This is a genomic window from Tetragenococcus muriaticus DSM 15685 (assembly GCF_000423785.1).
Lineage (GTDB): Bacteria > Bacillota > Bacilli > Lactobacillales > Enterococcaceae > Tetragenococcus > Tetragenococcus muriaticus.
The window spans coordinates 1-8530 of record NZ_AUIQ01000073.1; the positions used below are offsets into that span (position 1 = coordinate 1).

Consider the following 8530-nt stretch of genomic DNA (forward strand, 5'->3'; position numbering starts at 1 on the left):
AGAGTCACGGAACATGCGCGAAAAATTCAAGTTCACCTTTCTAGTACCAACGTTTATAACACGCTTTTCTGGGAAGTCCTTACGCGAATTCAGCGATTGAATCTTTAACTTATTCACTTCACTCTTTCCTTATAAAAAGCTTATTTTCCACCTTCTAGGAAGAACTTTATCCTTTTTTAGCGTTCTACAGTAGTTCTTTCCTGTACTTGGCTCAAAATCGACAGTAAAAATAGAAAATAACACGAACAACAACCCTGTTGACCGGCCCGATTAGTTATCCACAAATTTTTAGAAATCATTCAGGAGAATTTAACCTCACTACTTTTTCGTACTTATGTGCTTATTTGCCGATAACCACACTAGTTTGTCAATCTTATGTGCTTATAAAATACAAATCACAAATAAATCATATTGGTTGCAATATTTTTCAAAAAAGTCGCCTCATGCTCTACAACTAGCATAGACGGTTGCACACTTTGAATAACAGCTTCTAACTGCTCATGATTAAACACATCTAAATAATTTAATGGTTCATCCCAAATAAACAACTCTGCTGGAGTCGCTAATGACTTAGCCAACTCAACTCGTTTGCGTTGTCCTAAACTCATCTTTTCAATCCGATTGGCAAATACTTTTCGTTCCACTCCTAATTTATGCAAATTATTCAATAGTTCTTCATAAGATAAATGATGCGCCTGAGCAAATTCTTGCAGCGTTCCAGTATTATCTTCATAATTTTGCCGTACATAACTTATACTTAAATCATGCGCAAATGTTGCCTTCCCGCTAGCAACTCCTGTAAATTCATCTAACAAAAACTGAATAATGGAAGATTTCCCCGAACCATTCGCTCCTTGAATCGCTAAACGCTGTCCTTGTTCAATTTCAAAAGAAATAGGGGAAAACAACGGTTGTTCTTTATAGCTAAGTTGCAATTTTTCAACTTTAAGTAATTGCTTATGATAAGAGGGTTGATAGTTTATTGTTAAAGAGTCAACATCTTCAATATCATGTAATAAACCTTTCTTTTCTTCAGCTTTTTCTTCCATACGACTCACAATAGCTTTAGATCGCTTCATCGTGCGAGCTGCTCGTGCGCCAATAGCTCCTGTATCATAAATGGCGCCGCTACCTTTTTCAGTAGGTTTTCCTTGTTTATCTTTTTCTCTACCACGTGACCACTCAGCTTTCTCCGCAGCTGATTGCTGCAATCGTCCGATTTCTTTTTTCAGCTTTTGATTTTGTTCTTGTTCATAACGATCACGTTTTTCTTTTTGCTCTTCATAAGTAGTAAAGTTTCCTTGATATAATACAAGCTGACTTTTTTCAATTGACAGCACATGATCTACAACTTCATCTACAAAACCGCGATCATGGCTAACCACAATAAAGCCACTTTTTTTGGCTTTTAAATAATCGGCTACTTGTTGACGAGCAGTCATATCTAAATGGTTGGTCGGCTCATCAATTAAAGGAAAATATTGATCGTCAACAAATAATAAAGCTAGCAGTACTTTTGTCTGTTCCCCGCCAGATAAGCTATCAAAAGGACGCCACAAAATTTCAGGATCTGTCTGTAATAAGTTAAGCTCTCGCTCCATTTCCCATAAAGCAAACATTGATAGCTCTTGTAAACACTCATAGGTTAATTGGGCTTTATCAGTTATTTTTTGCGGAAAATACGTGAATTCCACTTGGTGTTTAATCGTTCCACTATAAGCATATTCTCCCAACATTAACTGCAGTAAGGTTGTCTTTCCTCGACCATTTCTACCAATCAACCCTAGTTTCCACTGAGTATCAATAACCAAGTTCGCTTGGTCAAATAGTAAACTTGCCATAGTGTCAAAATCAAACGTTAAATTCTTAATCTCAATTTTACTCATCATCTTCACCTCGGCTTGCTTTAAAAGCAAGAAAAAATGCCAATCCTATTTCCAAGGACAGCATTTCAAAAAAGGCATACAAAAAGACCTTCAAAGAAAATTAGCCGACCTTGAAAATCTGCACACACTAATCCCTTTATAAAAGATTTAGTGTATTTGCAGCTTCCAACTAATCGACTTAATTTTTCAATAGAAGATCCCTCTCTTTATATATATTAAATTTAACTTAACACATATCACTTACCGTAGCAAACAATAATGACCGAATCATTAGGTCAATAGGTTTGTTATTTTTTGCAATGTTAAAGCAATACGGTCTGAAGCTTCGTCTTGTTTTTTCTCAGCAGCGTCAAAAGCTTCCACATCGATTCCATTAATAATGCTTTCAATCATATCTTGGCAACCATCTACATACGATTGATAGGACTGCTCAAATTTTTTATGAGTACCAATCACACGTGCAGGTACACGTAATTCGGAAAGCGAACTAAGCAAATCACGATATTTTGCCGTTCCTTCTTTGAAAATTTCTACAATTTCTAATTGTTTTTCTTCCGTCAAGTCAGAAATTTGATCTGCATCAATTAATTCACGAATTTCTTCAAAATACGGCCCCATTGTCGATCCGATTTCTTCTGTATCTTTAACAACTTGATTAATCTTTTGCACGTAAACATTAGGATTTGGTTTCACAAATAAACGCTCCTTTTTTATGTTAATTTTACCTTGTTTTTTCTAGTTAGGAAAGACCAAATCTCTGCATTTTACAAAAAGCATGTTTTATTGTGATGATCCGATGTAACTTTCATTCATTAAGATATTCATGAATATTTTAATGAATGAAAATTTTAATTGACTTTTTCCCTAACAGAACATAAACTTAACTACATAAGGGGAGTAGCTCTGGCAATAATGTCGTCATTACGAGATTTCATATCTCCGGCATTATTGGCAATGCGAAATGTCGTTGTTAGCAAGACCTTTACCAATCATTTCTGAAGTTTGATATTCAGAAAACATTTGGTAAAGGTCTTTTTTATGCGCTTTGGCAAAACAAACAGGAAAAAATAAGGAGTGATGGCAATGAACTACTATCAGCAGGAAAAAGAAGCCGTTTTAGAACAATTAAATGTTGATGCAAATGGCTTATCAACACAGGAAGTTAAACGTCGCCAAGAATCTGAGGGATTAAATGAAATTGAACAAGAAAAAAAGAAATCGATAGCGTCCTTATTCTTTGATTCCTTTAAAGATGCAATGGTGATTATTCTTTTAATTGCTGCAATTGTTCAGGTTTTATTAGGAGACTATATTGAAACCATCGTAATCATGATTGTTTTAATTATGAACGCTGTTATCAGCGTCGTTCAAACAAAAAAAGCAGAAAGCTCATTAGATGCATTAAGACAAATGTCAGCACCTGTTGCCACAGTCATTCGAGAAAATGAAAAAAAGACGGTTCCTGCACGCGAGCTTGTACCGGGCGATATCGTCTTCCTCGAAGCAGGTGATTATATTCCAGCAGATGGACGAATTCTAGAAAATGGTTCGCTTCAAGTAAATGAAGGAATGCTGACCGGCGAATCCGAAGTTGTTGATAAAACAGAAGCTGTCATTGAACAAGAAGCAGCTCTTGGTGATCGTACAAATCTTGTCTTTAGCAGCTCTCTTGTGACAAACGGCCGTGCGACTTTTGTTGTTACAGCCACAGGCACAAAATCAGAAATCGGAAAAATTGCTGATATGCTTAACACAGCTGAGCAGAAGCAAACCCCTCTTCAACGTAAACTTGACGCCTTTAGCAAAAAGCTAGGTATTTGGATTTTATTACTATCCGTGGGTATTTTTATCGTCCAAGCAGCAAGAATTTGGTTTGGTGATCAACCAACTGAGTTGACAGAAGAATTGGTACAAGCCTTAATGTTTGCTGTTGCAATTGCTGTTGCTGCCGTTCCAGAAGCACTACAATCCATTGTAACGATTGTTCTTTCTGTTGGAACCAACAAAATGGCAAGACAGCATGCAATTATTCGAAAACTTCCGGCTGTAGAAACCTTAGGATCAACGAGCATCATTTGTACCGATAAAACAGGAACATTAACCAAAAACAAAATGACTGTTGTTGATTATTTTATTCCCAGTCAAGAAGAGCAAGATAATAACAATGAATCAGCCGAGTGGTCCTTTTCAAAAGAGCGTTTACTAGATATTTCAGTCTTATGCAATGATAGTTATATAAACACAGATGAAAATGAAATTGGTGACCCCACTGAAATTGCTTTAATCAACTTTTCGCAAAAACAAGGAGCAGAAAGTAAAAAAATTCAAGAAGCCAACCAACGAATTGACGAACTACCTTTTGATTCGGATCGAAAATTGATGTCCACTTTAAATGAAGTAAATGGTGAGCGATTGCTATTAACCAAAGGCGGACCAGATGTAATGTTTGATCGTGCGAAATATATTTTAGTAAACGGAAAAGAACAGCCTTTAAACCAGTCTTGGTATGACCAACTAATCAGCCAAAACGAATCTTTTTCAAGTCAAGCATTACGTGTTCTTGCCTTTGGTTATAAAAAATTGCCCTCCTCAAGAGAAAAGTTAAGCTTTGATGACGAAGACGATCTTGTTTTAGTTGGTTTAATGGCAATGATCGATCCTCCACGTGAAGCTGTCTATGGCGCTATTAAAAAAACCAAGGCAGCTGGTATGAAGACAATTATGATTACCGGAGATCATAAAACCACCGCCGAAGCTATTGGACAAGACATTGGTTTAATGGGAGAAGGCGACTTCGCTGTTACAGGGCAAGAACTTGATGAAATGAGTGAAGAAGAACTTCATAACAATTTGGAACATATTTCCGTTTATGCCCGTGTTTCTCCAGAAAATAAGATTCGTATTGTAGAAGCATGGCAAGCTAAAAACCAAATTTCAGCTATGACTGGTGATGGCGTCAATGACGCGCCTGCACTTAAACAAGCAGATATTGGTATTGCGATGGGCAGTGGCACAGACGTTAGTAAAGACGCTTCTGCGATGATCTTAACAGACGATAATTTTGTTTCGATTGTAAGAGCCGTAGAAGTTGGAAGAACTGTTTTTGACAATATAAAAAAAGCTATCGCTTATTTATTTAGTGGGAACCTTGGAGCAATTATCGCAATTTTATTTGCCGTTATATTAGACTTACCAAATCCGTTTACTGCTTTACAATTACTTTTTGTTAATTTAGTCAATGATTCGTTACCAGCTATTGCGCTTGGAATGGAGAATTCAGAACCAGGTATCATGGAGCGAAAACCACGTTCGGTCAATGAAGGTATTTTTGCTGGCGAAACGTTACGTTCAGTCATTACTCGCGGCTCAATTATCGGAATTGCTGTTATTATCTCCCATCAAATTGGCTTACAGTATAGCGTTGAAATGGGTGTTGCCATGGCATTTACTACTTTAATTTTATCTAGAACCTTACAAACTTTCACAGCACGTTCAAATCAACAAACCATTTTGGGTGTTGGTTTTACCACAAATAAATATGTATTAGCAGCTGTTGCTTTTTGTTTAACTCTTTACGGCATAACAGCATTACCTGGAGTACGGGCAATCTTTTCTATTCCAAGTTCGTTTGGAATAGGTGTATGGGCAATAGCAACTGGTCTTTCATTAGCCGCTATCTTAATGATGGAAATCGTTAAAGTAGTTTATCATAAATACTTCAGAAGCTAACTTTTAATAGTCTACTCAAGTAATACCCAGCCCGATCTTTAAATAAAAAAAGAGGCTGGGACAAAAGTCTCCTTAATAATAAAATATCCGAACTATAAGAGAGATTGCTCCTGCGGTCCAGCAGGTCCTCGTCGTAAATTTACGACAATTAGAGAATCTTATCAAATATAGTTCGGGTATTTTTGTCTTGTCTTTATTTATGTCCCAGCTTCTTTTTTTAATCACAGACTCTTTACTAAGTCTTTTTAATAGAGTACAAATGACTCTCATTATTGTTCATTCTTTATCAGAATTAAACTAAGAAATTACTGCACCATTAGGCATCCCCTTAGGTGCTTCAACAATTTGTAGCTTGCCTGTTTCTGGATTTTCAGCTGAAAGGATCATCCCTTGACTAATTTGTCCACGCATTCTTCGCGGTTTTAAATTAGCAACAATGACCACTTTGGTTCCAATTAATGTATTGGGATCAGGGTAAAATTCAGCAATTCCTGATAGGATTTGCCGATCCTGACTATCTCCAGAAGCTAAGCGAAATTGCAACAATTTATCAGCGTTTTCCACTTTTCTACAATCAATGACTTCAGCCACTTTTAGCTCAACTTTATCAAAGTCTTCATATTTAATTTCTTTATTCTTTTCCGACACTAATTCTGTTTGCTCAGGATCCCATTTAACAGAAGTATCCTCACTTTTTGCACCTTCTGCCATTTTGTTTTGGATATAAGCTACTTCAGTTTCTGCGTCTAAACGTGGAAAAATAGGGTCTCCCTTAGCAACAACTTTTGTGTTATGAGGAAATTCGCCAAAACGTAACTCCTGTAACCCTTTAGGCTCTTCATCTAAACCTAACTGTTTGAAAACCTTTGTCGAAGTTTCAATCATAACAGGTTGTAAAAGAATAGCTGTAATTCGCAAGCTTTCAGCTAAATGCACCATTACGCTATTTAACTCAGCCGTTTTATCTTCTTCTTTGGCCAACTTCCAAGGCTCTGTTTCATCAATATACTTATTCGCTCGCGCAATAAGCGTCCAAATTTCCGAAAGAGCTGTGCTAAATTCCATTTTATCCATGGCTTCGCGATAACGTCCCACAACATTAGCAGCTGTGGTTGATAGTTCACTATCGTAAGGTGTTACTTTCGAAGCATAGTCTGGCACAATCCCATCACAGTATTTATTAATCATCGCAATAGTTCGATTTAATAAATTACCTAAGTCATTCGCTAGATCATAATTGACTCGAGAAATAAAGTCTTCTGGAGTAAATACACCATCGCTACCAAACGGTACGGAACGCAAAAGATAATAGCGTAAGGGATCTAAACCGTAACGTTCAACTAACATTTCTGGATAAACAACATTACCTTTAGACTTGGACATTTTTCCATCTTTCATTAGCAACCAGCCGTGACCAAAGACTTCTTTTGGCAAAGGAAGACCCAAAGCCATTAACATAATCGGCCAATAAATCGTATGGAAGCGTACAATCTCTTTTCCTACCATATGAACATCAGCTGGCCAAAATTTTTCAAAATTCGTTTGATCATCAGAGGCGTATCCTAAAGCAGTTATATAATTAGTCAGAGCATCGATCCATACGTAGACCACATGTTTAGGATCAGAATTTACTGGAATTCCCCAATTAAATGTTGTCCTAGAAACAGCTAAATCTTCTAAACCAGGCTCGATAAAATTACGTAACATTTCATTTTTTCGTGACTCTGGTTGGATAAATTCAGGATGTTCTTCATAATATTCAACAAGTCGATCAGCGTATTTACTCATACGGAAAAAGTAAGATTCTTCGTGAATCAACTCAACTTCATGACCACTAGGAGCTTTGCCACCAATGACGTTGCCTTCTTCATCTCGATAAACTTCTTCTAATTGAGTTTCGGTAAAAAATTCTTCGTCAGAGACAGAATACCAACCTTCGTATTCTCCTAGATAAATATCTCCTTGATCTAGTAATTGCTGAAAAATCTTTTGGACAGCTTTTTGATGATAGTCATCTGTCGTACGAATAAACTTATCATAACTAATACCTAAAGTCTTCCATAGTTTTTTTATATCTACTGCCATTTTATCAACATAATCTTGAGGGGCTACCCCGAGTTTTTCAGCTGTTTTTTCTATTTTTTCTCCATGTTCATCTACACCAGTCAAATAAAACACATCAAAGCCCATTAATCGTTTATAACGGGCCATCGCATCACAAGCAATAGTTGTATAGGAATTTCCAATATGTAATTGACCACTAGGATAATAAATCGGCGTAGTAATATAAAATGTTCCCTTTTCCCCCATGTATCCATGTTCCTCCTTTAAAGAACGAGTTCATACTTTCATAGTATAACATAATTTTACTTGACCTGTTCTACCTTTTTCAATGATGATTCGTTATTTTCTTAACTACAAAAGTATTTTTTTGCGTTGTAAGAAACTTTTGCTATAATAACATTAGTTAAATTTTTAAGGAGTATTTATGACAAAAAAACAAAAACAACACGTCTTTATCTTTTTTATACTTACCATTTTGCATACATTATTTTGTAATTTTTACACACAAATTTATGCTTTCATGAACGTTCAAGAATGGTTATCCTTCTTTTTACCTATCGTTTTAATTTTGCGCATATTCCTTTTACTTGCGCTATTTTGGATAGGGTTACGACAAGTCCAAAGGGACCGAAAGCTTGCTCTTTTCTATACACTTTTATTTTTCTTTAATTTAGTCCTGTTTTTTATCTTTTAATAAAACCATATGTGATAAAAAATATGCTAAAATATTACCAAATATATGATGATATATTTGGTTAAAGCATAGTGGTAAAGAGTCAAGATAAAAAATGAATTTATTGTTACTCTACCACTAAAAAATAGGCGCACTGAACTAGGCCTATGCAAATCAA

Annotated in this window: 4 protein-coding genes; 1 reads left to right on the plus strand and 3 read right to left on the minus strand. The window is 36.0% G+C overall.

The window, feature by feature from the left end; translation table 11 throughout:
- Window positions 1–395: 395 nt before the first annotated feature.
- Both abc-f and G577_RS0109405 read right to left on the minus strand, forming a co-directional pair.
- Window positions 396–1886, minus strand: a complete 1491-nt coding sequence (abc-f, locus tag G577_RS0109400) for a ribosomal protection-like ABC-F family protein (RefSeq protein WP_028790973.1) — start codon at window positions 1884–1886, stop codon at window positions 396–398.
- 270 nt (window positions 1887–2156) lie between these two features.
- On the minus strand, window positions 2157–2579 hold the full coding sequence (locus G577_RS0109405) for a hypothetical protein (protein ID WP_028790974.1): 423 nt from the start codon (window positions 2577–2579) through the stop codon (window positions 2157–2159).
- 390 nt (window positions 2580–2969) lie between these two features.
- On the opposite strand from G577_RS0109405, the gene G577_RS0109410 reads away from it, so the two are divergent.
- Window positions 2970–5615, plus strand: coding sequence for a cation-translocating P-type ATPase (locus tag G577_RS0109410; protein ID WP_028790975.1), 2646 nt, complete (start codon window positions 2970–2972; stop codon window positions 5613–5615).
- A 297-nt stretch (window positions 5616–5912) separates the two neighbouring features.
- On the opposite strand, the gene metG is transcribed toward G577_RS0109410, so the two are convergent.
- Window positions 5913–7925, minus strand: coding sequence for a methionine--tRNA ligase (gene metG / locus G577_RS0109415; protein ID WP_028790976.1), 2013 nt, complete (start codon window positions 7923–7925; stop codon window positions 5913–5915).
- Between the last annotated feature and the right edge of the window lie 605 nt (window positions 7926–8530).

Bases quoted from the DNA above. Each gene is read 5' to 3' on its own strand.
- abc-f (WP_028790973.1), bottom strand. From the start codon at position 1,886: ATGAGTAAAATTGAGATTAAGAATTTAACGTTTGATTTTGACACTATG.
- metG (WP_028790976.1), bottom strand. From the start codon at position 7,925: ATGGGGGAAAAGGGAACATTTTATATTACTACGCCGATTTATTATCCT.
- G577_RS0109410 (WP_028790975.1), top strand. From the start codon at position 2,970: ATGAACTACTATCAGCAGGAAAAAGAAGCCGTTTTAGAACAATTAAAT.